General features: G+C 61.9%; 20 protein-coding genes and 1 pseudogene. 9 read left to right on the forward strand and 12 right to left on the reverse strand.

Features of this window, described 5'->3' with window-relative positions; translation table 11 throughout:
- Positions 1 to 101: 101 nt before the first annotated feature.
- Entirely contained in the window at positions 102 to 752 is a 651-nt protein-coding gene (locus tag ACYQ47_RS24050) for an RNA pyrophosphohydrolase (RefSeq protein WP_244826279.1), read from the reverse strand.
- A 295-nt stretch (positions 753 to 1,047) separates the two neighbouring features.
- Here ACYQ47_RS24050 and ACYQ47_RS24055 point away from each other — a divergent pair, with 295 nt between their 5' ends.
- Positions 1,048 to 2,784: a proline--tRNA ligase gene (locus ACYQ47_RS24055; RefSeq protein ID WP_459907260.1), complete on the forward strand. Its 1,737-nt coding sequence runs from the start codon at positions 1,048 to 1,050 to the stop codon at positions 2,782 to 2,784.
- A gap of 1 nt (position 2,785) precedes the next feature.
- Positions 2,786 to 3,385, forward strand: a complete 600-nt coding sequence (locus ACYQ47_RS24060) for a MarC family protein (RefSeq protein ID WP_244826277.1) — start codon at positions 2,786 to 2,788, stop codon at positions 3,383 to 3,385.
- Positions 3,386 to 3,432: 47 nt separating this feature from the next.
- On the opposite strand, the gene ACYQ47_RS24065 is transcribed toward ACYQ47_RS24060, so the two are convergent.
- Both ACYQ47_RS24065 and ffh read right to left on the reverse strand, forming a co-directional pair.
- Positions 3,433 to 3,984, reverse strand: coding sequence for a hypoxanthine-guanine phosphoribosyltransferase (locus ACYQ47_RS24065; RefSeq protein ID WP_459907263.1), 552 nt, complete (start codon positions 3,982 to 3,984; stop codon positions 3,433 to 3,435).
- 115 nt (positions 3,985 to 4,099) lie between these two features.
- Positions 4,100 to 5,467 carry a signal recognition particle protein gene (ffh, locus tag ACYQ47_RS24070; protein ID WP_244826275.1) on the reverse strand — a complete coding sequence of 456 codons (1,368 nt, stop codon included), beginning with the start codon at positions 5,465 to 5,467 and terminating at the stop codon, positions 4,100 to 4,102.
- Between the two features lie 121 nt (positions 5,468 to 5,588).
- Here ffh and ACYQ47_RS24075 point away from each other — a divergent pair, with 121 nt between their 5' ends.
- The 3 genes from ACYQ47_RS24075 (at position 5,589) to ACYQ47_RS24085 (ending at position 10,859) form a co-directional block, all read left to right on the forward strand.
- On the forward strand, positions 5,589 to 6,500 hold the full coding sequence (locus tag ACYQ47_RS24075) for a cytochrome C assembly family protein (protein WP_244826274.1): 912 nt from the start codon (positions 5,589 to 5,591) through the stop codon (positions 6,498 to 6,500).
- A gap of 28 nt (positions 6,501 to 6,528) precedes the next feature.
- Complete coding sequence (locus ACYQ47_RS24080) at positions 6,529 to 6,870, forward strand: PP0621 family protein (RefSeq protein WP_459907266.1); 342 nt, start codon at positions 6,529 to 6,531, stop codon at positions 6,868 to 6,870.
- 986 nt (positions 6,871 to 7,856) lie between these two features.
- Positions 7,857 to 10,859: a ribonucleoside-diphosphate reductase subunit alpha gene (locus ACYQ47_RS24085; RefSeq protein WP_459907268.1), complete on the forward strand. Its 3,003-nt coding sequence runs from the start codon at positions 7,857 to 7,859 to the stop codon at positions 10,857 to 10,859.
- Positions 10,860 to 11,018: 159 nt separating this feature from the next.
- Here the strand turns inward: ACYQ47_RS24085 and ACYQ47_RS24090 are convergent, their stop codons facing one another.
- Positions 11,019 to 12,413, reverse strand: coding sequence for an MFS transporter (locus ACYQ47_RS24090; RefSeq protein WP_459907270.1), 1,395 nt, complete (start codon positions 12,411 to 12,413; stop codon positions 11,019 to 11,021).
- Between the two features lie 119 nt (positions 12,414 to 12,532).
- On the opposite strand from ACYQ47_RS24090, the gene ACYQ47_RS24095 reads away from it, so the two are divergent.
- The 4 genes and pseudogenes from ACYQ47_RS24095 (at position 12,533) to ACYQ47_RS24110 (ending at position 15,902) form a co-directional block, all read left to right on the forward strand.
- Entirely contained in the window at positions 12,533 to 12,745 is a 213-nt protein-coding gene (locus ACYQ47_RS24095; protein WP_250465684.1) for a DUF3820 family protein, read from the forward strand.
- Positions 12,746 to 13,441: 696 nt separating this feature from the next.
- A complete protein-coding gene (locus ACYQ47_RS24100) occupies positions 13,442 to 14,701 on the forward strand; it encodes a ribonucleotide-diphosphate reductase subunit beta (RefSeq protein WP_250465682.1) in 1,260 nt (419 codons plus the stop codon).
- A gap of 104 nt (positions 14,702 to 14,805) precedes the next feature.
- Positions 14,806 to 15,142 (forward strand): annotated as a pseudogene (locus tag ACYQ47_RS24105) (hypothetical protein).
- A 31-nt stretch (positions 15,143 to 15,173) separates the two neighbouring features.
- Positions 15,174 to 15,902, forward strand: a complete 729-nt coding sequence (locus tag ACYQ47_RS24110) for a histone H1-like DNA-binding protein (RefSeq protein WP_244826268.1) — start codon at positions 15,174 to 15,176, stop codon at positions 15,900 to 15,902.
- A gap of 264 nt (positions 15,903 to 16,166) precedes the next feature.
- Here ACYQ47_RS24110 and ACYQ47_RS24115 read toward each other — a convergent pair whose 3' ends face one another.
- From ACYQ47_RS24115 to ACYQ47_RS24150, 8 genes are all read right to left on the reverse strand, one after another.
- Entirely contained in the window at positions 16,167 to 16,646 is a 480-nt protein-coding gene (locus ACYQ47_RS24115; RefSeq protein WP_244826267.1) for an outer membrane lipoprotein, read from the reverse strand.
- A gap of 17 nt (positions 16,647 to 16,663) precedes the next feature.
- Entirely contained in the window at positions 16,664 to 17,602 is a 939-nt protein-coding gene (locus tag ACYQ47_RS24120; RefSeq protein WP_244826266.1) for a carbohydrate kinase family protein, read from the reverse strand.
- A gap of 136 nt (positions 17,603 to 17,738) precedes the next feature.
- Entirely contained in the window at positions 17,739 to 18,239 is a 501-nt protein-coding gene (gene tpx, locus ACYQ47_RS24125) for a thiol peroxidase (protein ID WP_250465680.1), read from the reverse strand.
- 115 nt (positions 18,240 to 18,354) lie between these two features.
- Positions 18,355 to 19,761, reverse strand: a complete 1,407-nt coding sequence (locus tag ACYQ47_RS24130) for a DUF3426 domain-containing protein (RefSeq protein WP_459907275.1) — start codon at positions 19,759 to 19,761, stop codon at positions 18,355 to 18,357.
- Positions 19,762 to 19,810: 49 nt separating this feature from the next.
- Positions 19,811 to 20,713 (reverse strand): 50S ribosomal protein L11 methyltransferase, encoded by a 903-nt coding sequence (gene prmA, locus ACYQ47_RS24135; protein WP_250465677.1) that lies wholly within the window; start codon positions 20,711 to 20,713, stop codon positions 19,811 to 19,813.
- A 14-nt stretch (positions 20,714 to 20,727) separates the two neighbouring features.
- On the reverse strand, positions 20,728 to 22,101 hold the full coding sequence (gene accC / locus ACYQ47_RS24140; RefSeq protein ID WP_244826262.1) for an acetyl-CoA carboxylase biotin carboxylase subunit: 1,374 nt from the start codon (positions 22,099 to 22,101) through the stop codon (positions 20,728 to 20,730).
- Positions 22,102 to 22,284: 183 nt separating this feature from the next.
- Positions 22,285 to 22,758: an acetyl-CoA carboxylase biotin carboxyl carrier protein gene (gene accB / locus ACYQ47_RS24145; protein WP_244826261.1), complete on the reverse strand. Its 474-nt coding sequence runs from the start codon at positions 22,756 to 22,758 to the stop codon at positions 22,285 to 22,287.
- Between the two features lie 525 nt (positions 22,759 to 23,283).
- Positions 23,284 to 23,823, reverse strand: a complete 540-nt coding sequence (locus tag ACYQ47_RS24150) for a TlpA family protein disulfide reductase (protein ID WP_244826260.1) — start codon at positions 23,821 to 23,823, stop codon at positions 23,284 to 23,286.
- Positions 23,824 to 23,837 lie beyond the last annotated feature (14 nt).

Below are 23,837 nucleotides of genomic sequence, written 5' to 3' on the forward strand. Positions count from 1 at the left end.
TCAATTCGATCTTCCCGAAAACAGGTGCGCATACGGCAACAGCACGGCGAATTGCTCGCCGTGCCGTGCTCAGTGTCAAAGTAAAAGAAGAACCGCAGTGATCAGTCGCACGAAGACCGCTGCACGATGATATGCACTTCCTCGCTGATCGTGCATTCTGCCTGAACCTCGTTGCCAGCGACGGTTACGGCAGGTGCTTCGATCGTCATCGTCTGGACGACGCGTGGATAGCGTGGTCCGTGATGCGCGACGCGCTCGCCGCGTTCGACGCGGGAGTTGGTACGCCGCAAGAAGCGGGATAGCTCGGTCAGAGCCAGTTGATAAACGTCACGCTTGAACTCGATTACCGCATCCAGCGGGACCCAGTATTCGTTCCAGCGCCAGGCATCGAATTCCGGATGGTCCGTCGCGCGCAGGCAAATGTCACAGTCGCGTCCCACCATGCGCAGCAGAAACCAGATCTGTTTCTGTCCGCGATAATGTCCGCGCACTTCGCGCTTGATGAACTTATCCGGCACCTCATAACGCAGCCAGTCGCGCGTGCGACCGACGACCTTGACGTGCTCCGGAAGCAAGCCGGTTTCTTCGTGTAACTCCCGATACATCGCTTGCACAGGGGTCTCACCGTACTTGATGCCCCCTTGCGGAAACTGCCAGGAATGTTCACGCAGCCGCTTACCCCAAAACACTTCGTTGCGCGCGTTCAAGAGGATGATGCCGACGTTCGGGCGAAAGCCTTCACGATCCAGCATACAACCACCTTCGAATCCTTTAAAATTGCTTTGATTATAAACAGATAACGGGCACGGCGTATTGGAATCAACCCGCGGAACCGGCCTTCGTCATTAGCCCGGGTTCGAAGCACGCATAAGCGACTTTTTGCCAGAGCACTCCGCGTGCGGCAAAATCTTCTTCCGTTGGCCGAAGTAGCGCATCGACGCGCCGCCTCTGCTCCGTACAAAGCCGTCGTCCGTCCCGTCGTTCACACGTATCGCCAGTTTCGAGAGCCAGAGCTTTCGGAGCGCGTGGCGCATTTGGAAAACTCGAATGAAAGCATCCCGTTTCTTCATCGGCACCCTGAAAGAGGCGCCCTCCGAGGCCGAAATCGTCAGCCACAAGCTCATGATGCGCGCCGGCATGATCCGTCGCGTCGCGGGCGGCATTTACGATTACCTGCCAATCGGCTTGCGTTCGGTACGCAAGGTCGAGGCCATCGTGCGTGAAGAGATGGACCGCGCGGGCGCGCTCGAACTGCTGATGCCCGCCGTGCAGCCGGCCGAACTGTGGCAGGAATCGGGACGCTGGGAACAATACGGCCCCGAACTGCTGCGCTTCAAGGACCGTCACGACCGCGACTTCGTCATGGGCCCGACGCACGAGGAAGTGGTGACCGAGATCGCGCGCAGCGCAATCAAGAGCTATCGGCAGTTGCCGGTGAACTTCTATCAGGTGCAGACGAAGTTCCGCGATGAAATCCGCCCGCGCTTCGGTGTCATGCGTGGCCGCGAGTTCATCATGAAGGACGCGTATTCGTTCGATAAAGACACGGCCGGCCTCGCCGAGTCGTATCGGAAAATGTTCGATGCCTACGTGCGCATCTTCACGCGCATCGGCCTGGAGTTTCGCGCCGTCGCGGCGGACAACGGTTCGATTGGCGGCAGCGGCTCGCATGAATTCCACGTGATCGCCGAGACGGGCGAGGACGACATCGCGTATTGCCCGGCTTCGGATTTCGCGGCGAACGTCGAGGCTGCCGAAGGCGTGCCGCTCATCGCCACGCGCGCCGCGCCCGCCGAAGAGCTCAAAAAGACGCCGACGCCCGGCAAGGCGAAGTGCGAAGCCGTCGCCGAGTATCTCGGCATTCCGCTCGAGCGCACGATCAAGTCGATCATTCTCGCCACCGACAACGAAGGCGCCGAGCCGACCATCTGGCTTCTGATGCTGCGCGGCGACCATTCGTTGAACGACATCAAGACGGGCAAGTTGCCAGGCCTCAAGGGTTATCGCTTCGCGACGGAAGCGGAGATCGTCGAATGGTTCGGCACGCCGCCGGGCTATCTCGGCCCGATCGGCACGAAAAAGCCGGTGCGCGTGATCGCCGACAGCACGGTCGCGAACATGAGCGACTTCGTGGTCGGCTCGAACGAAGTGGATTTCCACACGACCGGCGTAAACTGGGGCCGCGATCTGCCCGAGCCGGAAGTCGCGGATATCCGCAACGTCGTCGCGGGCGATCCCTCGCCGGACGGCAAGGGCACGCTCGAAATCTGTCGCGGTATCGAAGTGGGCCACGTGTTCCAGCTTGGCACCAAATACTCGGATTCGATGGGCGCGACCTTCCTCGACGAAAACGGCAAGCCCGCGCCCATGCAGATGGGCTGCTACGGCATCGGAATCACGCGTATTCTGGGCGCAGCCATCGAACAGAACTTCGACGACAAGGGCATCATCTGGCCGGAAGCCATTGCGCCTTTCGAAGTCGTGATCTGCCCGATGGGCTACGACCGCAGCGAAGCCGTGCGCGAGCAGGCCGACAAGCTCTACGCGACCTTGCAGGAAGCCGGCCTCGACGTAATTCTCGACGATCGCGGTGAGCGCCCGGGCGTGATGTTCGCGGACTGGGAGTTGATCGGCGTGCCGCATCGCATCGTGATTGGCGATCGCGGGCTCAAGGACGGCAAGCTGGAATATCAGGCGCGCCGCGATACCGAAGCCACGCTCGTGCCGGTGGACGAGGCAGCGGGCATGGTGACGGCCAAGATTCGTGAGGCGCTCGCGAAGTAACGTGCAATACAACTTCCTGTCGGCGACGATTCTGCTTCTGTTGATTACCGATCCGCTCGGCAATATTCCAATCTTTATCAACGCACTGCGCGGCGTCGCTATCGAGCGGCGCCGCGTCGTGATCTTGCGGGAAGTGGCGATTGCGTTCGTGATCCTGCTGGTGTTCATGCTGGCCGGCGACCGCTTCCTGCGCGCGATGAACTTGACGGATCTGTCGTTGCGTATCGGCGGCGGGATCGTGCTGTTTTTGATCGCGCTGCGAATGATCTTTCCGCATCCCGACGGCCCGATGGGCGGCGACTCGCGCGGCGGCGAACCGCTTATCGTGCCGCTCGCCATTCCCGCGCTTGCGGGACCGTCCGCGCTTGCCACGGTAATGCTGCTGACATCGCAAGCGCCAGGGAAGATGCTGGAATGGATCGGTGCGCTCACGGTCACCATGGTCGTGTGCGCCATCGTGCTCGTGCTGGCCGAGAAGATTCAACACTGGCTCGGCGAGCGCGCGGTGACGGCATTCGAGCGCTTGATGGGGCTCGTGCTCGTGGCCATTTCGGTCGAGATGATGCTCACGGGCATACGGACCTTCGTGCATCAGCTATGAAAAAAGCGGCCTCGGCCGCTTTTTTTGACTGACTACCGAACGAACGCTCATGCGCCTTCGGTCAGCGCGCGAATGGTCGGCAGATTCCGCCAGTAACCCTTCGCATCCATGCCGCAGCCGAACACATAACGGTCCGGCACTTCGAAGCCACAGAAATCAGGACGCAGCGGTTTGGCCTTCGGGATGATCTTCTCGCACAGCACCGCCGACAGAAACTGCTTCGCGCCCATCGCCATGATGCGGTCGCGGATAGCAGCCATGGTTTCGCCTTCGTCGAGGATATCGTCGAGTACGAGCACCACGCGATCTTTCACCGATTCGGCCGGCGCCACGCGCCACTGCATTTCGCTGCCGCCCTTGATGGCGTTGCGATAGCGCGTCAGATGGATGTAATCGAACTCGAGCGGGAAGTCGAGATGCGGCAGCAGCATGCCGGTGAAAACGGCCGCGCCTCCCATGACCGAAAGCACGAGCGGAAAATCGTCGCTCGTTGTCGCCTTGATGGCTGCAGCCATGCGTTCGATCGATGCGTTGACGGCCTCGACCGAAACGATCTCTTCGGAGTGGCTGAAAATATGGAGAGCTTCTTCGCGATTCATAGAGGGAAGCGGGGAGGCGGACTACTTAGTGTGGAAAGAAACGGCGGCGTGCGCCCTATGATAAACCCGCGCTCCTCGCGGCGTTCGGCGCGAGCGCGGGCCTGTTCTGTCGCGCCTAGCGCATGCCGGGCATCATGCCCTTCATGCCGCGCATCATCTTTTGCAGGTTGCCGCCCTTGAGCTTCTTCATCATGCCGCGCATTTGCTCGTACTGGTTCAGCATGCGGTTGACTTCCTGCACATGCACGCCCGCGCCCGCCGCGATACGACGTTTGCGCGCGGCCTTGATGAGCTCGGGCTTCGCGCGTTCCTGAAGCGTCATGGAATTGATGATGCCTTCCATGCGACGCATCTGCTTCTCGGCGTTGTTCATGTCCGCGCCTTGCGCCGCTTGCTGAAACTGCGCGGGCAGCTTGTCCATGAGCGAAGAGAGGCCGCCCATTTTCTTCATCTGCGAGAGCTGCGCCTTGAAGTCGTTCAGGTCGAAGTCGCCGCCTTTCTTGACCTTGTCGGCGAGTTGCTGCGCGGCTTGCGTGTCGACGCCGCGCTGCGCTTCCTCGACGAGCGCGAGAATGTCGCCCATGCCGAGAATCCGGTTCGCCATGCGATCCGGATGGAACACTTCGAGACCGTCGAGCTTTTCCGCGACGCCGACGAACTTGATCGGCTTGCCGGTGACATGACGCACGGAGAGCGCCGCGCCGCCGCGCGAGTCGCCGTCGAGTTTGGTGAGCACGACGCCGGTGAGCGGCAGGGCGTCGTTGAACGCCTTGGCGGTGTTGACCGCATCCTGACCGAGCATGGCGTCGACGACGAAGAGCGTTTCGGCGGGCTTGAGCAGCGCGTGTAGCTCGCTGATCTCCTTCATCATGGCTTCGTCGATACCGAGACGGCCGGCCGTGTCGACGATCACGACGTCATGGTAGTGGCGCTTGGCCCAGTCGATTGCCGCGCGCGCGATATCCGCGGGCTTCTGATCCGGCTCGGACGGGAAGAAGTCCGCGCCGACCTGCTCGGTCACCGTCTGCAACTGACGAATAGCCGCCGGACGATACACGTCGACAGAAACCGTCAGCACCTTCTTCTTGCTCTTTTCGCGCAGCAGCTTGGCGAGCTTGCCGGTGGTCGTGGTCTTGCCCGCGCCCTGCAAGCCGGCCATGAGGATGACGGCGGGCGGCGTGACCGCGAGATTCAGTTCGGCGGCCTTGCCTTCGTAGTCGCCGCCGATCACGGCAGTCAGTTCGCGCTGCACGACGCCGACGAGCGCCTGGCCCGGCGAAAGGCTCGATAGGACTTCCTCGCCGAGCGCCTTTTCCTTCACCTTGGCGATGAATTCGCGCACGACCGGCAGCGCCACGTCTGCTTCGAGAAGCGCGAGACGCACTTCGCGCAGCATCTCCTGCGTGTTGGCCTCGGTGAGGCGGGCCTCGCCGCGCAGCGTCTTCACGACGCGCGCCATCCGTTGAGTGAGGTTGTCGAGCATGGGGAGCGCTATAGAATGCGGCCCAGAATTCACAGTGACATGGCGCGCTCACCGCGCTGCGCACTATGCTGGCGCAAGGGTGAAGGCGTCGCGGAACCGGGGCCTAGTGTAAACTTCGAACATGGATATTGTACTGTATGCCCTCACTGCGCTTCTCTACGGCGGACTAGCCGTGGCGGGGTGGCGCGCGCATCGTCATACCGCCGTCGAACCGGCGCTGGCGGGCGTGCCTGCGGGCGTAGGCTCGATGACATCGACGTCGCGCGCATCGGGCATGAGCGGTGTCGGGCGCGCTTTATTATTAGTGGCATTGCTGGTGCATGGCGTTCTGCTGCACACCACCATCTTTCCGCAGAACGCGATGATCTTCGGCTTCGCGTTCGCGCTCTCGGCCATGTTCTGGCTGGGCGCGGGCATCTACTGGATCGAAAGCTTCTTCTTTCCGCTCGACGGCCTGCGTCTGCTCGTGTTGCCGCTCGCTTGCGTGGCGTCCTTGCTGCCGCTTCTGTTCGGCGGCGTGCGCGTGCTTTCGTATTCCGCCGCGCCAATGTTCAAGCTGCATTTTCTGATCGCCAATATCGCTTATGGGCTGTTCGCCATCGCGGCGCTGCATGCGGTGCTCATGTTGCTGCTCGAGCGCCGGTTGCAGCGCATGCGCGGCCTCAACACGCGTCATGCGGCCAATGGCGGCTGGCTCGCGAGCTGGCTCGATACCTTGCCGCCGCTGCTTACACTCGAAAAGCTGCTGTTCAGATTGATCGCGGCTGGCTTCGTGCTGCTTACGCTGACGCTGGTGTCGGGCATCGCGTTCAACGAGCAACTGGTCGATCGCGCGCTGCGTCTCGATCACAAGACCGTGTTCGCGTTCCTTTCCTGGGTGATGTTCGGCGCACTGCTGACCGCGCGACGCGTTTCCGGCTGGCGCGGACGCGCTGCCTTGCGCTGGGTGCTCGCTTCGTTCGTCGCGTTGCTGCTGGCTTACGTGGGCAGCCGGTTCGTCTTCGAAGTGCTGCTGCATCGCGCAGTGGTGTGAGCGCGGCATTTCCAACCTGTTCAAGTCGATGCGAAACTTCATTCTTCTGATCGCGCTCTTCTTCGTGACCCAATGGCTCCTGAAGAAACTGCGCCGCGCCAACGAGCGCGCTCAAGCCGATGCGCGTTCGTCGGCGGGAAGCGGCGCGGCGGGCTCATCGGGCGCTGCGGGTGCCGCTGGTGCGCGCCGCACGCGTGGCGGCGCCGCTGCGAGCGATGCTCCGCAGCTCACCGATCCGCTCATCCGCTGCGTGCAATGCGGCGTGCATACGCCACGCAGCGAGTCGATCGTGGTGGCGGGACAGCGCTTTTGTTGCGATGAACACGCGCGACGTCATGCCGCGAGCCCGCGAGGGCGCGACGCGCGTTGAGCCTTCGGTGCCGAAACGAACATGCGCCGCCTCACGTCGAGGATGTCTTGCAGACTGCAAAGGCGCGCTGTTCCCGCAAAGGCCATGCTGCGATAAGCACGGTCATTCTCCCTTGACACGCACCAAGCGCATGCGGCGGCTACTTAGCCGACCGTGAACGTGAGACGCGGTTGCGGCGTCTATAGTGCGGCGCGCGCAGTCTCATACATCTAAACTCTCGCCGACTGCGAACGCCTGTATCGCCAGAATGGCATCGGCGCGAACGTCCCGCACGCGCAAAACTCGAAGCGGCCTTCGCGTATAGCGCAATCACGCGCCCGATTCACGCCTGTCCACACATCTTGACTTCGTTATAAACGCCTCGCGGAAGCTCCGTCTCGCTGCGCCGCAGCAAGCTCACGCCCGATCCCTTGCCGTGCTTTGACGCAGCAAAAGTCAACCCCGTGAGCGCATGGTCAGAGCAAATAAAACTTTTTGAGACTGTGCGAAAGTCCACTATACTTGGTGCCGAAAGACGTACTTTGCACTATATCTTGTGTTGTTGAGGCGGCGCCCGCTCTAATGAGCCGGCGCCGTCGGCTTTCCGGCGTAAGAGAAGTTGGCTGGCCCGGGGCGGTGCGCGCGACGCTTCCATCTGCGAGGAATGGGGCATCGGGTGTATCGAGCGCCAGCAAGAAGCACCGTGAAGAAGGCATGCAAGTAAACGTGAGTCGGAACGTGAGTCGGAACGCGAGTTGAAACGTGAAATCGCGTCGACCGACACCGCGCGCCAACGCGGGCATCGCATGAGACGCCAGAAACAATGCGGGCCGTTATCGGCGTTATTTTTTGCGCGATTCGTGTTCCGAGCCTGCTGTATTCACAGCCTGGCTTTACCGTCAAACATCGCGCGTGTCGCATCGGTTCAACGACGACAGCAAACGCGCGCGGCATAAGTGATAAATCCGCGGACCATCCGCACCATTCGAACATCAGGAGTTTTGCACATGCAAACCACCGAGAACGCCACGACTTCCTTCGAAGGCGCATCCGCGCGGCCGCAGGGCGGCGCCAATGCATCGGGTGCGCCAGCGCTCGCGCCGAATACGACGTACGCGGACTACAAAGTCATCCGCCGCAACGGAAGCGTGGTGTCGTTCGAGCCGTCGAAGATCGCCATCGCGGTCACGAAGGCGTTCATCGCCGTGAACGGCGGTCAGGGCGCGGCGTCCGCTCGCGTGCGCGAACTCGTCGACCAACTGACGCAAGCCGTCGTGCGCGCGCTCGTGCGCAGCCGTCCGCATGGCGGCACGTTCCATATCGAAGACATTCAGGATCAGGTCGAACTCGCGCTGATGCGCGGCGGCGAGCACAACGTCGCGCGTGCCTATGTGCTGTATCGCGAGAAGCGCACGCAAGAGCGCGCGCACGCGCCGGAAGTCCGGGCGAACGCGAGCGGCATCAACGTGGTGGACAACGGCGTCACGCATCCGCTCGATCTGGACGCGCTCAAGGCTCTGATCGTCTCGGCCTGCGCCAATCTGGGCGATGCCGTCTCCGCCGATCCGATCGTCGCCGAAACGGTGAAGAACCTGTACGACGGCGTGCCGATGAGCCAGGTCTACGACTCGGCCATCCTCGCCGCGCGCACGATGATCGAAAAAGACCCGGCGTACAGCCAGGTCACCGCGCGCATCCTGCTGCACACCATCCGCCGCGAAATTCTCGAAGGCGAAGTGACGCAAGCCGAAATGGGCGAGCGCTACGCCGAATACTTCCCGCAATTCATCAAGCAGGGCGTGCAAGCCGAACTGCTCGACGACAAGCTCCAGCAATTCGACCTGAAGCGTCTCGGCGCCGCGCTCGACGCGAGCCGCGATCTGCAATTCGGCTATCTCGGCCTGCAGACGCTGTACGACCGCTACTTCCTGCACACGGAAGGCAAGCGTATCGAACTGCCGCAAGCGTTCTTCATGCGCGTCGCAATGGGTCTGTCGCTCAACGAGATCGACCGCGAAGCGCGCGCCATCGAGTTCTACAACGTGCTGTCGTCGTTCGACTTCATGTCGTCCACGCCCACGCTCTTCAACTCCGGCACGCGCCGTTCCCAGCTTTCGTCGTGCTATCTGACGACCGTCGCCGACGACCTCGACGGCATCTACGAAGCGCTCAAGGAAAACGCGCTGCTCTCGAAGTTCGCGGGCGGGCTCGGCAACGACTGGACGCGCGTGCGTGCGCTCGGCTCGCACATCAAGGGCACCAACGGCAAGTCGCAAGGCGTCGTGCCGTTCCTGAAGGTCGTGAACGATACGGCCGTCGCGGTGAATCAGGGCGGCAAGCGCAAGGGTGCGGTGTGCGCGTATCTGGAGACGTGGCACCTGGACATCGAGGAATTCCTGGAACTGCGCAAGAACACGGGCGATGACCGTCGCCGCACCCACGACATGAACACGGCGAACTGGATTCCCGACCTGTTCATGAAGCGCGTGCACGAAGGCGGCGACTGGACGCTGTTCTCGCCGGCTACCTGCCCGGACCTGCACGACCTGTTCGGCGCGGCTTTCGAAAAGGCCTACACGGCTTACGAAGAGAAAGCGGCGCGCGGCGAGATCAAGCTGTTCAAGAAGCTGCCCGCGGCGCAACTGTGGCGCAAGATGCTCGGCATGCTGTTCGAGACCGGTCATCCGTGGATCACGTTCAAGGACCCGTGCAACGTGCGCTCGCCGCAGCAGCACGTGGGCGTCGTGCACTCGTCGAACCTGTGCACGGAAATCACGCTGAACACGAGCGACAACGAAATCGCCGTGTGCAATCTGGGTTCCGTGAACCTGGTCGCGCACCTGGCGAAGCAGGCGGACGGCACGCTCGCGCTGGATCACGCGAAGCTCAAGCGCACCATCAGTGTGGCGATGCGCATGCTCGACAACGTCATCGACATCAATTACTACGCGGTGGCGAAGGCGCGTAACTCGAACCTGAAGCATCGTCCGGTGGGCATGGGCATCATGGGATTCCAGGACTGCCTGCATCTGCTGCGCACGCCGTATGCGTCGCAAGAAGCGGTCGAGTTCGCGGATCGTTCGATGGAAGCCGTCTGCTACTACGCTTACTACGCGTCGACGGAACTGGCGGAAGAGCGCGGCCGTTACTCGAGCTATCGCGGCTCGCTGTGGGATCGCGGCATCCTCCCGCAGGACACGCTGCAGTTGCTGGCCGAGGCGCGTGGCGGTTATGTCGAAGTCGACACGTCCGAATCCATGGACTGGTCCGTGCTGCGTTCGCGCATCTCGACGCACGGCATGCGCAATTCGAATTGCGTGGCGATTGCGCCGACGGCGACGATCTCGAACATCATCGGCGTGTCGGCGTGTATCGAGCCGACGTTCCAGAACCTGTACGTCAAGTCGAACTTGTCGGGCGAGTTCACGGTGGTCAACGACTACCTGGTGCGCGACCTGAAAGCGCGCGGCCTGTGGGACGAAGTCATGGTGTCGGACCTGAAGTACTTCGACGGCACGCTTTCGCGCATCGACCGCATTCCGGCCGATCTGCGCGCCATCTACGCCACCGCGTTCGAGCTGGACGCGAAGTGGGTGGTGGAAGCGGCGGCGCGTCGCCAGAAGTGGATCGATCAGGCGCAGTCGCTCAATATCTACATGGGCGGCGCATCGGGCAAGAAGCTGGACGAGGTCTACAAGCTCGCATGGCTGCGCGGCCTCAAGACCACCTACTATCTCCGCACGATGGCGGCGACGCACGTCGAGAAGTCGACGGTGGCGCACGGCGCGCTCAACGCGGTTCCTTCAGGCGATGGCGGTAGCGGTGCCGCTGGCGCTGGTGGTGCGGACGGATTCAACGGCGGCGCGGTTGGCGGTGCGGCGGCGGGCGGATTCAACGCTGCGGCGGTGGCTGCTGCCGTGCCGGTTGAAGCGGCTCCGGAAGCGGATGGGCCCGTCTGCATGATGCGTCCCGGCGACCCCGGCTTCGACGAGTGCGAAGCTTGTCAGTAAGCTAGTTGCTGGCGGTTCGATCAGGTAGGGCTTTATGTTTTACGCCGGGCCGGCATTGCGTGCTTCGTTGAAGGAAGCGCGCGGTGCCGGCCCGGTTTCGTTTTGGTTCGATCGTTCTGTTTGCTTCGCGGCTTTGCAGCGTGGCGCTTCAGGCTTTCATCAACCTCGCGTTCCTTGCGAAATCTCCGAGCCGGCATCGAGCGGCAATCGCGCGGTTATCGGCATCGACAAAAACGAAAACATTCCGACGACGAAAAACGCGGGCCAAAAATCCGACCACTGCACAGCCGAATGTCCGTTCAGATACTGCGAGAACTCGAGCGTCACGCCGGCGATCGTCACACCCAGCCCGAGCGATACCTGCTGCACGAAGCTCGCGAGACTCGTCGCGCGTCCGACATCGCGCGTTTCGATCTCCGCATAAGCGAGCGAGTTGAGGCTCGTGAACTGCAATGCGGGAAAGAAGCCGCCAAGCAGCACGACTGCCCAGATCAGCCAGGTCGGCGTGCCCGGAAAGAAGGTCCCGCAGGCGGCGATGGCAATGCCGGAAAGCGCCGCGTTGAAGAAGAGCGTGCGTCGAAAGCCGAAGCGCCGCAACACGCGCGACGCCAGCGAGCGCATGAACATGCCACCGAAAGCCGAAGCGCAGGTGATCGCGCCGGACTTGAAGGCCGTCATGCCGAGCCCTTCCTGCAACGCGAGCGGCAGCAGAAACGGCACCGCGCCAAGCCCGATGCGAAAGAGCGATCCGCCGATCACGCTCGCCTGAAACGTCGGCACCTTGAAGAAGCGCAGATCGAGCAGCGGCCGTTCGACGCGCGCCGCATGCATGATGTAGAACGAGACCATGAGCGCGCCGACGACGCACATCGCAATGGCCACGCTTGGCGACACGAGCTCGCCGCCTACGAGCGACAAGCCGAGCAGCAGCAGCACGCCCGCGCCCGCCGAGAGAAAGAAGCCGAACCAGTCGAGCCTGCCCGGATGCTCCTCGCGCGAATCCGCGATGTAGCGGTTGGTCAGATAGATACCGAGAATGCCGATCGGAATGTTGATGAAGAAGATCAGCCGCCAGTGCAGATAGGTCGTGATGAAACCGCCAAGCAGCGGCCCCACGGCGGGTCCGAGCATTGCGGGCAGCGAGAGATAGTTCATCGCGCGAATGAAGTCCGCGCGCCGCACCGAGCGGAAGATGATGATGCGCCCGACCGGCACCATCATCGCGCCGCCGACGCCTTGGATGAAGCGCGCCACCGTGAATGGTCCGAGCGAGGTGGACGCCGCGCATAGGATAGAGCCGACCACGAACACGCCGATGGCCGCACGAAACACGGTGCGTGCGCCGAAGCGGTCGGCGACCCAGCCGCAGATCGGTATGAAGACGCCGAGGCCGAGCACATAACTCGTGACGGCAATCTTCAGCGTGACGGGATCGCGCCCGAAGGCACGCGCCATTTCGGGAATCGCAGTGACGATGACATTGGCATCGACGCTTTCCATGAACATCGCGCACGCGACGATGAGAGGGGCGATGAGAGCTTTGGCGATCGGCATGGAGAATCGCGTTCGACACGAGGCAGCGAGAGCGGCGATTATGGCACCGATATGGAGCAGCCGACGAGTACGAAACTCGCAATGCGCCGCGTTGAACATGGAAGAGGAGTGAAGAAGCGATGGACCCGCAAGACCTGCAACGACTCGTCACGCAGACGATGCCCTACGGCAAGTACAAGGACCGGCTCATCGCCGACTTGCCCGCTCACTATCTCGCGTGGTTCGCGCGTGAGGGTTTTCCAGAGGGAAAGCTGGGTCGCCTGCTTGCGCTCATGCATGAGATCGACCATAACAATTTGCGCTCTCTGCTCGATCCGCTGCGAGGCCGCTGAGGCTGTGCGTCGAGCGCTATAGGTTGTATTTGCCGGGAACGCAAGACACAATATCTAGTGGAAATTGAATGCGCCAAATGCTAGACTTCGGCAACGGTTTCGACGCATCGGAGCGCTTTGCCGAGAGGTCGAAAACAGCCTTCGGTGCATGCATGAACAGGCTTCGAACCCTTGCATCGAGTCACTCGTCGAGCTCATGCATCCGCGTCTCGCGAGACCACGGCAAAGCACATCGAAGCACGGCGAAGAGCATGCAGAGATGACGTATCGACACCACGAATCATCCAAGCGCTTGAGTCTTGTGACATCGCTCGACATTGCATCGCTCGAACATCGCAAGCAAGAACGTCAGCGCTACGCGGCATCTATCGCGAAGAGAGTCATCGAGCAAGCGCGAAGTCACGCGACATGATTTGATCGTCAGCCGCAAAGCCTTATGCGGCAACGCTCTCAGAGCTTCGAGAGAACACGGTCGAAGCACTCGCCGATGTCATCGAACACACTCGATCAGGACCGCTTCACACACGCTTCCACCGATCTTGCATGACGCTTCACACACGATGTGATGAACCAAATGTTGTATGCAGGAAGCAACGCCGAAACTAAAACGCGTGAAAACGAGAATTTCCATGAGCAAACTCTTTTAATGCTCATGGAAAGATGGTACAAACCGAACTAAATTGATGGTGAGAATTTATGCTCAACTGGGATGACGAGACCACTGCCGTAGCTCCCTCGAGCGCTTCGCAACAGAACCCGTTGCAGAACGCTCAAGGCACGACTTTCGGTACGCAAGGTACAGCGCATGTCGATCATCGTGCTGCCCAAGCTCATCAAGCTGCTCATCAGATCGCGCAAGCGAACAACATCTTCTCCGATGGCTTCGTTCCGCCCGCAGCCGCGACTCCTTCCGCCGGCGTCATCGCCGCGCAAAGCGAAGCGCGCGTCAACGTCGCGGACAAGCGCATCATCAACGGCAAGACCGACGTCAATCAGTTGGTGCCGTTCAAGTACAAGTGGGCGTGGGAAAAGTACCTTGCGGGTTGCGCGAACCATTGGATGCCGCAGGAAGTGAACATGTCGCGCGACATCGCCCTGTGGAAAGACCCGAATGGTCTTTCGGACGACGAGCGCCGCATCGTCAAGCGCAACCTGGGCTTCTTCGTCACGGCAGACTCGCTCGCCGCGAACAACATCGTGCTCGGTACGTACCGTCACATCACCGCTCCCGAGTGCCGCCAGTTCTTGCTGCGCCAGGCGTTCGAAGAAGCCATCCATACGCACGCGTATCAGTACATCGTCGAATCGCTCGGGCTCGATGAAAGCGAAATCTTCAACGCCTATCACGAAGTCGCTTCCATCCGCGCGAAGGACGAGTTCCTGATTCCGTTCATCCAGACGTTGACGGACCCGGCCTTCACCACGGGCACGCTGGAAGCGGACCAGAAATTGCTGAAGTCGTTGATCGTGTTTGCCTGCATCATGGAAGGGCTGTTCTTCTATGTAGGCTTCACGCAAATCCTGGCGCTGGGTCGCCAGAACAAGATGACGGGGGCTGCCGAGCAGTATCAGTACATCCTCCGCGATGAATCGATGCACTGCAATTTCGGCATCGACCTCATCAACCAGATCAAGCTCGAAGAGCCGCAATTGTGGACCGCCGACTTCAAGGCCGAGATCCGCGAGCTCTTCAAGGAGGCGGTCGAACTTGAATATCGCTACGCTGAAGACACCATGCCGCGCGGGGTGCTCGGCCTGAACGCGTCGATGTTCAAGAGCTACCTGCGCTTCATCTGCAACCGGCGTTGCCAGCAGATCGGGCTTGACCCGCTCTACCCGAACGAGGAAAACCCGTTCCCGTGGATGAGCGAAATGATCGACTTGAAGAAGGAACGCAACTTCTTCGAGACACGCGTGATTGAGTATCAAACCGGCGGCGCGCTGACCTGGGAATAACAACAAGCCCAGGACGTGTTGCAGACGAAATCGATGGGACGGCCGGGCAGCGGCGTGACACTCACGCGCGCTCGGCCGACAAGGTTTAGGAGAACGGTCGCCTGATGCAGAGTGCGCCTTGTGACTTAGCTAGCCCGTGCTCGTACACGGCTGCGATAGAAGACAGGCCTTTTGCGATCCCTTCAATGGGATGGGCAAACTTCCCCCCGGAAAACGCCAGCGGCAAGCTCGCTGGCTCGATCAAGCGATGGCCGGCGCCGCGTATCAGCGGTGCTGACACTATCTGGCGCGCGGTGCCAAAGGGCACGGCGCGCCTTGCCGTATTCATTAGCGTAAGCAGGTGGGATCAGCGTACGCCGATGAATAATCCGCTTCGTAGCGTGCGCCTTGAGAAGCGACGCGTGGGAAGCGGGTTTTGACGAAGGGTGTAGTTTGAACTGACTCTCATCTGAAAACCTGAAGGAGAAAAACCATGGCAGTTGCCAAGAAAAAACCCGCAGCCAAGAAGGTTGCAGCAAAGAAAGTCACCGCAAAGAAGGCCGCTCCGGCGAAGAAAGTAGCAGCCAAGAAGGTCGCCACGAAGAAGGTAGCAGCCAAGAAAGTCGCGGTGAAGAAGGTCGCGGCGAAGAAGGTTGCGGCTAAGAAGGCTCCGGCCAAGAAGGCGGCAGCAAAGAAGGTAGCGTCTAAGAAGGTCGCAACGAAGAAGGTTGCTGCCAAGAAGGCGCCCGCCAAGAAGGCTGCAGCGAAGAAGGTAGCCACCAAGAAAGTAGCCGCGAAGAAGGCGCCTGCGAAGAAGGCCGCAGCGAAGAAGGCTGCTGCCAAGAAGGCGCCTGCTAAGAAGGCTGCGGCGAAGAAGGCCCCCGCGAAGAAGGCTGCCGCCAAAAAGGCTGCCGCGAAAAAGGCTCCTGCAAAGAAGGCTGCCGCGAAAAAGGCTCCCGCCAAAACCGCTGCTGCCCCTGCTCCCGCCGCTGCGCCTGCCCCCGCTGCCGCTCCTGCTTCCGCTGCTCCCGCAGCGAAGAAGGCTCCCGCAGCCAAGAAAGCTCCGGCCAAAAAGGCCGCTGCTGCGAAGAAGACTACGGCTGCCGCTCCTGCAACGACGGCAACGACCGTATCGACGCCTGCTCCGGCTCCGGCCGCCGCAGTCAAGACGGCGTTGAATCCGGCGGCAGCATGGCCGTTCCCGACGGGCAGCCGTCCGTAAGTCTTTACGTTCGTAGTTGGCAGGACCACGGCACACACCGATGTGCCTTTCGACCGGGTAGGCCTACCCGGCCTCAAACCCGCTGCTCAGGGAAACCTGGCGGCGGGTTTTTCCGTTCGCATGACTTGGGGCTTCGCCGCGTTTTCGTGAGCCAAAGAAAAAGCGCATGCATCTTTCAATACATGCGCTTCGTTCGGAACGCGAAAGACCTGCGTGCGCTCGATCTGACGAGCCCACGCGAGGGCTAATCCTCCGCTGAATACCTTAGTGCGTGACGCGTGTGACGCCGCCACTCGACAGCAGGCGAACTCGCTCGCCTGCCTGGAACACTTCTCCGTTCGAGGTTTGCGTGATGGCGCGCATGTCGCCGTTATCGAGACGCACGGTGATCTCCAGGCCGTTTTTCATGGCGACGTTGTTCTCGACCGCGTTACCCGCGACCGCGCCTGCCAGACCGCCGATGATGCCCGCGATGATCGACCCGTTGCCGCCGCCGATGACGCTGGCTGCGGCCACGCCGCCGAGCGCGCCGCCACCTATGGTGCCGAGACCGGTCGGTTGACCGTTGTTCGAGCTGATCTTCACGCCCCGCACGCTTTCGACGGTCGCCATGCGCACCGTCTCTTCACGTTGCGCCTGCGAAGCCGTGTACACGTCCGGCGAACTGCTGTTGTAGGCGCAGCCCGTGAGCGCCACCGAGCCGACGAGCGCTACTGCAAGCGCGATACGACTTATCGTTTTCATTCCATTACTCCACTCAATCACGACAGGCTGCTTCCGAAAGCCTGCTTGTAACGCTCTTCAATTTCGGCACGTGCCGGCTCATAAGTTTGCGGACCCTGATGTTCGATCTTCAATGCACCCATCAGACTTGCAAGACGGCCCGTCTTTTCCCAACCAAGCTTGTTTTCGATACCGTACAGCAGGCCGCCGCGGAACGCGTCGCCGCAGCCAGTGGGATCGACGACTTGCCGCGCTTTCACGGCGGGCACTTCGAGCACGCCGTCCTCGTGATAGATCTGCGCGCCATGCTCGCCGCGCGTGATGATGAGCGCATCGACGCGGCTCATGATGTCTTCGATCGACCATCCGGTCTTGTTGCTCAACAACTTGGCTTCGTAATCGTTGACCGCCACGTAAGTGGCAAGTTCAATCATGCGACAAAGCTCGACACCTTCCAAGATCGGCAGACCCTGACCCGGATCGAACACGAACGGCACGCCCGCCGACGCGAATTGCGCCGCGTGCTCGCGCATGCCGTCGGCGCCATCCGGAGCCACGATGCCAAGCGAGATGTTCTTCGCTTCGTCGGCGCGGTTCAGGTGCGACTCCATCATCGCGCCGGGGTGGAACGCGGTGATCTGATTGTTCGCCAGGTCGGTCGTGATGAAGCATTGCGCCGAGTGCTGGTCCGGCAGGACGCGCACGTACTCTTTCGAGATACCGAGCGCGTCGAGCCGGTCGATATACAACTGAGCATCCGCCGCGCCCAGTGTCGCCATGATCTTGGGATCGCCGCCAAGTAGCTTGAGCGCGTAGGCGATGTTGCCCGCGCAGCCGCCGAAGTTGCGCCGCATCGTCGGCACCAGGAAGCTGATGTTCAGCATGTGCACCTGGTCCGGCAGGATGTGGTCGCCGAAGCGGCCCTGGAAAGTCATGATGTTGTCGTAGGCGAGCGAGCCGCAGATAAGCGTAGCCAAGGCGAACGTCCTTTAAGTTTAGGTGCCGAGGAAGAGGGTGCGCATACGGCGCGCGGCGGTGAAACCCTTATGAGCGTCCACCGCGTCCCGTATGCGGACCGCCGGACCGCCGCGGCGGTCCGGCATGCCGTCGACCTTACTTGAGCGAAGCAAGCGCGGCGTCGTAGTTCGGCTCCTGCTTGATTTCCGGCACGAGTTCCGAATGCAGCACCTTGTTGTCTGCGTCCAGGACGACGACGGCGCGTGCCGTCAGGCCCTTGAGCGGTCCGCTCGTGACGTCCACGCCATAAGCTTCCGCGAATTCGTGACCGCGAAACGTCGATGCCGTCACCACGTTTTCGATGCCTTCGGTCGTGCAGAAGCGCTTGGCGGCGAACGGCAGATCGCCCGAGACGACCACCACGACCGTGTTGTCGAGGCCGGCGGCGGCTTCGTTGAACTTGCGCGTCGAGGTCGCGCAGGTCGGCGTGTCGAGACTCGGCACAATGTTCAGCACTTTGCGCTTGCCCGCGAAATTCGCCAGCTTGACGTCGCCGAGATCGGCGCCGACGAGCGTGAATTCGGCCGCCTGCTGTCCGGCGCCCGGAAACGTGCCGCGTACGTCGATAGGATTGCCGCCGAGGGTAACTTGACTCATGTTGCGCTCCAGAGAATGTGTCAGATGCTGACGGGAAAGCGCGCGCGTTCGTTCATCTTCGATGCCAACGCGCGCGTCAGAAGGGACAGGGTTCGTGCGGCCGCGCGGGCACGCATCACGGATAGAAAACTTGAACCCTGTAGTTCGCGGCGACCGCATCGCCCGTATCCAGCCTCACGACGACCGGCTGCGCGCTTTGCGGCGGAAGGCCGATGGGGAATATCGTACCCGGTCGGGCGTAATCCTGCGGCCACAGCACGCGGCGCACGGCGACGTTGCTTTTGTCGTCGAGCAGGGTGAGTTCGAGCGCAGGATAAGCCAGCGATACCTCCGACCGATTGCGCAGCGACAGCTTCAGTTCGAGCTTGTGCGGACCGTCGACCTGACGCAGCCCGGAGCTCTCGATCTGCAGCCCGTCGATATAGCGCGGCGGCGCGATGGTGCAGCCGAGCTGATAGCAGATATCCGCGTAGAGCGAATGCGTGCCGGGAACGTAGACCATGACGGATTCGCGTTGCCACCACAATATCTGGCCGATCAGCGTCAGCACGAGCAGCACCGAGAGCACGATACCCGCCGCGCGCCAGCCCGTGCGCGGACGCGTCCATTCGGGATCGGGCGGATCGAGCGGACCGAGTGCATCGCGCGATTCGCGGATGACCGGGAACGCTTCGTTGGCGCTGGCCGCGTGCGCGGCGCCCGGCGGGCGCGGTGACTTTGCGCCGAAGGCCGGCTCGGGGTCCTTGCCCCAGTCGGCGGCGGGCGCTGGCTCCGGTGCGGGGCGTGGCGGTTCGGCCGCGGTCGGCGTCGGCCCGATGAACGGCTCCGCGCGATCGTCCGGCGGAACGAAGCGTGCGGCGGGTGTCTCGGACGGAGGGACAGGGCGCGTTGGAGATTGTGCGGCCGGGGCGACGTGATCGGCTGGCGGTGCATCGACACGAACGAACTGCTTCGCGGGATGGTTCTGCGCTGGTTGCGTGGATGCAGGCGTATTCGCGTAGACGGTGCGGTCGCTGTCCTCGCCAGGCGCCAAAGGCACGGGCGGCGCGGGCGGATTATTCGCGCCGAGATCGAGCGGTCGAGGCGCAGATGCAGACGGTCCGCTTGGAACCGGCGCGGGTGTCTTTCGCGTGATCGGCTTGGCGGCGGGAGGCGTCGAAGGCTTTACAGCGGCAGGCGCTGCCGGACTCGGCGTCGCCGGCTTCTCTATTTCCTTCGCTATCTTCGGCGTTGCCGGCGCCGTAACACCCGGAGATTCCGCTGCCACCGAATTCGCCGATGCATCGCCATTCGCGTCGGACGCAAAGCTTGCAGGACCGACGGCGACTTCATCGTCGATGATCGCCGCATGTTGCGCCTCGTGCGGCGCGGCATGCTCTTCCGGAAGCTCGAAGCGATGATGCGCGGCGTCGAAGACTTCCTGACAATGGCCGCAACGCACGCGGCCGTCATGCGGCGCGAGCAGATGCGGGTCCAGCCTGAAGACGGTTTCGCAGTGTGGGCAGCGGGTTGCCAGCGCCATAGGAGAGTGCCATTGGCCTCGCGGCCTAGTCGTGGACGATGGCGTTATTCTAAAGGCTTTCGCGCCGAGTTCCGGCGAGGCACACCCAGCCTTCGTGCTCGCGCCAGACAGCGATGTCGATCCACTGCGCGTAGACCGCCGCGACCTCGTCGGCCTGCCGCGCGAGAATGCCCGACAACGCGATACGGCCGCCCGCTTTCACCTTCGAGGCAAGCATCGACGCCATCAGCTTGAGCGGATTGGACAGAATGTTGGCAACGACGATATCGAACTCGCCGGCAGGACATTCGTCGGGCAGACCGTAGATGACGTCGGCGTGATTGCGTTCGCTATTCTGACGCGCGGATTCCACCGCCTGCGGGTCGATGTCGATGCCATATACCGGCTGTGCGCCGCACTTCTTCGCGAGAATCGCGAGGATGCCCGAGCCGCAACCGTAATCGAGCAACGACTGTCCGGGTTTCACCGACTGCTCCAGCCACTCCATGCAGAGCCGCGTGGTCGGATGGCTGCCCGTACCGAACGCGAGGCCCGGATCGAGTTCGAGCACGAGCGCGTCCGGGTCGGGCGCGTCATGCCACGAAGGCACGACCCAGATACGCTCGCCGATATGAATCGGATCGAACTGCGCTTGCGTGAGCCGCACCCAATCCTGCTCTTCGACTTCGCGCAGGGAATAGGCGGGCGTGTCGGCAAGACCGATCTCATTCGCGGCGGCCGCGAGAAGCACGGCGGGATCGGCGTCGTCGGCGAGCAGCGCGACCACGCGCGAACGCTTCCACGCGCTCTTCTCCGGCGTGAGGCCGGGTTCACCGAAAAGCGGTTGCTCGTCAGGCGTGTCGGCGTCGGCGTCCTCGACGGAGACCGACAGCGCGCCCACGTCGAGCAACGCATCCGACAGCGCTTCCGCGTGCTCGCGATCCAGCTCGGCGATCAATTCCCGGTAACTCATGCTAATCGACTCGCTTATGCCTTCGACTCTTCGGCCACCGCCGCCTTGCGCGCGGCGAGCTTGTTTTCGAGGTAATGGATGCTCGTGCCGCCTTCGACGAACTTGGCGTCGATCATCAGTTCGCGATGCAGCGGGATGTTGGTCTGAATGCCTTCCACGACCATTTCCGAGAGCGCGATCCGCATGCGGTTGATCGCCTGCTCGCGCGTCGCGCCGTAGGAGATCAGCTTGCCGATCATCGAGTCGTAGTTGGGCGGGACGAAATAGCCGTTGTAGGCGTGCGAATCGACGCGGATGCCCGGACCGCCCGGCGCGTGCCACGACGTAAGACGTCCCGGCGACGGCGTGAACTTGAACGGATCTTCCGCGTTGATCCGGCATTCGATCGCGTGGCCGCGAAACTGGATGTCTTTCTGGCGGATCGAGAGCTTCTCGCCAGCCGCGATGCGGATCTGTTCCTGCACGATATCCACGCCCGTGATGAGTTCCGTCACCGGATGCTCGACCTGCACGCGCGTATTCATTTCGATGAAGTAGAACTCGTTGTTCTCGTACAGGAACTCGAACGTGCCCGCGCCGAGATAGCCCATCTTCTTGCACGCGTCGGCGCAGCGGTCGCCGATACGCTCGATCAGCCGCCGCGCGATGCCCGGCGCCGGCGCTTCCTCGACCACTTTCTGGTGTCGGCGCTGCATGGAACAGTCGCGCTCGCCGAGCCAGATCGCGTTGCGGAACGAATCAGCCAACACTTGAATCTCGATATGCCGCGGGTTCTCCAGGAATTTTTCCATGTAGACCTGCGGATTGCCGAACGCACGGCCCGCTTCCTCGCGCGTCATGTTTACCGCGTTTACGAGCGCCGCTTCCGTATGCACGACGCGCATGCCGCGTCCGCCGCCGCCGCCCGCCGCCTTGATGATGACCGGATAGCCGACCGTGCGCGCAATCTTCACGATCTCTTTTGGATCGTCCGGCAACGCGCCTTCCGAGCCCGGCACGCACGGCACGCCGGTCTTGATCATGGTCTGCTTGGCCGTGACCTTGTCGCCCATCATGCGGATGGTTTCGGGACGCGGCCCGATGAACGTGAAGCCCGATTGCTCGACGCGTTCGGCGAAATCGGCGTTCTCGGAAAGGAAGCCGTAGCCGGGGTGGATGGCTTCGGCGTCCGTGACTTCGGCCGCGCTGATGAGCGCGGGCATGTTCAGATAGCTGAGGTTCGACGGCGCCGGACCGATACACACGGCTTCGTCGGCCAACTTCACGTACTTTGCTTCCTTGTCGGCTTCCGAGTAGACGACAACGGTCTTGACGCCCAGTTCGCGGCACGCGCGCTGGATGCGAAGCGCGATCTCGCCGCGGTTCGCAATGAGGATTTTTTCAAACATGGCTGTGGGTCGGCTCATCAACGGGCGCGACGGGCGCGCCCTCGGGAATCGAATCGGCGGCGCGCGGTTCGGGCATCGGGGAAAACCGATGCGAAGCGCGCGGACACGGCGGGCAGCCGGAGATCGAAAACACGGTGCGAGCCATCGTGATGAGGTGCATCCGGCGTCGTCCGGCGTAACGCGTCAGTCGCCGATCACGAAGAGCGGCTGGCCGTATTCGACCGCCTGACCGTTCTCGACGAGGATCTCCTTTACGACGCCGGATTTGTCGGCTTCGATCTCGTTCAGGAGCTTCATGGCTTCGATGATGCAGATGGTCTGGCCTTCCTTGACCGTATCGCCGACCTGGACGAACGGGTCCGCGCCCGGCGACGGCGCGCGGTAGAACGAGCCGACCATCGGCGAAGTGACGATGTGTCCTTGCGGCGCGACGGCAGCGGGGCTCGCGGCGGGCGCCGCCGAACCTTCGCCTGCGCCGCCGGCGAACGGCGCGGGTGCGGCCTGCATTTGCGGCGCGTATTGCTGAGGCGCCTGCATGTAGACCGGCGCCGCATTCTTGACGATGCGAACCTTGCCTTCGCCTTCCGTCACTTCGAGTTCCGAGATGCCGGATTCCGAGACGAGGTCGATCAGCGTTTTAAGTTTACGAAGGTCCATCGAAAATTCCCCTTTCAATGCTTGGAGACCGGGACTGTCCCCGGTGCTTGACTTGACTTTGTGGTGTTCTGACTGTCAGCCGCGGACCGGCAGGGCCAGCGCTTCGGCACGCGTTTGCTGCAAGCGCCGTGCGCTGAACCAAACGTGAGCCGAAGTTGCGGCGGCAGAATCGATTGGCACGCAAGGCGCGTTCATGTCGAATGCGTCATCGTGATCGTTTTAAAGCGCGCTCCCCGATGGCCTGCGAAAAGGCTGGCGCACACCAAACGCGTGTCGGTTTCGACAGCAATGTCGCCTTGCGGCACCGGTTGAGTGTTCATGGTCGCTTCGGGTTGTGCGGAATTCGGCGCACTTTAGCGCTCTTTAGTGAATTTTGTCTAGTTTTACCGTTCCGACAGGGTCCGATCATTAGGGCAGAAGTTCGGACAAGTCGTAGCGAAAGAGCGAAGTTCCGGCAAGATCGGCGTTCAACCTGCTAACTTGCTGCTTATTGAGCGACACTTCGGTTAAAAACGCAGCGAATTTTTACAGCGCGTCGAGTGTACGCTTAAGTTCGGCGACGTTGACTTCACCAAGCTTGGTCGACCGGACCACGCCTTTTGCGTCGATCACCACGGTGAACGGCAAACCGCCCGCGTTATTGCCGAAGCTGCGCGCGAGGTCGGCGCCGCCGAAGCCCGTCACATAGACGGGATAGTCCACCTTCACCTTTCCGAGAAAATCGTTGACGTTCTTCTCGCTGTCCACTCCCAAGCCGATAAATGTGATGCCTTTTTTCTCATATTCGCGATGTAGCGCCGACAACTCCGGCATTTCCTTGACGCACGGTCCGCACCACGAAGCCCAAAAGTTCACGACGACCGGTTTTCCTTTGAAGGATGCAAGCGGTTGCGCGGTGCCCGAGGCTCCCGGCGGCGCGGCCTTCCATAATTGTTCGACGGCGTTGCCGTTGTTCTGTGTCGCGGCCACGGTTTCGCCGCCGGTGAAGACATGCCCCGCGTAGAAGCCGCCCACCGTCGCCGCGACCGCGACGACTAGAAGCGCCAGAATCCGTTTGCTGTTCATAGGAAAAAATAGAG

This window comes from Caballeronia sp. HLA56 (assembly GCF_054655155.1).